General features: G+C 62.4%; 1 pseudogene. It reads right to left on the bottom strand.

Annotated elements, in window-relative coordinates:
* Positions 1 to 222: 222 nt before the first annotated feature.
* A pseudogene (locus BST14_RS28370) lies at positions 223 to 402 on the bottom strand (hypothetical protein); the annotation flags it as partial.

Raw genomic sequence — 402 nt, 5'->3', positions numbered from 1 at the left:
CCACTCTCCCGGAGCAATTACCGCTCGGCATGCCTGCGCGACCTGTTGTTAAACAACACTGGCCACGTTGTCAATCTTCACTGCATATCGACAACAAGAAAAGTGGGTGCTGCGAACCTGTTTCGACCACACCCCACCCCTGTGCCGGGTGGAGGCTGACACGGTCGACGCATAGTGGTGGCCGACCGTGTCACGGGCCGGCCACCACTATCCGACAGGGCGCTAGCTCTCCTCGACGTCCACTACGTCGTGCTCCTGGATCGCGTTTGCCAACAGCGGACCGCGCAGCTCCGCGATCGCTTGCTGCACCATCTGATCGGTCACCTCTCCCGCAGCCGCGTCGGCGCTGTGGGACGACACAGGGATGCGAAGCCGGATGGTTGCGTCCACCTCACACACCCA

Source organism: Mycobacterium arosiense ATCC BAA-1401 = DSM 45069, assembly GCF_002086125.1.
Taxonomy (GTDB): domain Bacteria; phylum Actinomycetota; class Actinomycetes; order Mycobacteriales; family Mycobacteriaceae; genus Mycobacterium; species Mycobacterium arosiense.
The sequence above is the reverse complement of the archived record's forward strand: the minus strand, read 5'-3'. Positions and strand labels throughout refer to the sequence as shown.